A 443-nucleotide genomic window follows, 5' to 3' on the forward strand; every position below is an offset into this window, starting at 1 on the left:
GAGGGAGTGGCGCTTATAAACAAGCGTCCGACTCCTGTGAAGGTGTTAAAAAGTAGAGGGAGCCAAGTAACAAACGGATTCTATGAATCTAAAAGTACAGTGGATTATGACGGTGTTTATAAAGGACGAGCTATTGCATTTGAAGCGAAGTCTACGGAGTGTCTTACAAGATTTGATTTAAGCAACATCGCGCAGCACCAATTGGATTACCTGGAGAAAGCGGAGGAGATGGGAGCTGTGTGTTTCTTCCTTATAGAGTTTAGCAAGGACAAGACAGTGTTTCTTGTACCAGCATCAGTGATTCAATCTTATGTAAGGATGTCGCATCAACCAAATGGTAAGAAGTCAATACCAAGAGCAGACTTTGATATTTATGGATACTTAGTAGATCAGACGGAAAGAGCACCAGTTGATTATTTACGATATGTCGATGAATTAGCGGT

At 41.3% G+C, this 443-nt stretch carries 1 protein-coding gene; it reads left to right on the forward strand.

The genetic code is table 11. The features are described from left to right. Positions 1-443: Holliday junction resolvase RecU (locus JDS96_RS30710; RefSeq protein ID WP_199669119.1), on the forward strand; the 443-nt coding region annotated here is incomplete at both ends.

The organism is Bacillus cereus group sp. N21, assembly GCF_016483395.1.
Classification (GTDB): Bacteria; Bacillota; Bacilli; order Bacillales; family Bacillaceae_G; genus Bacillus_A; species Bacillus_A pseudomycoides.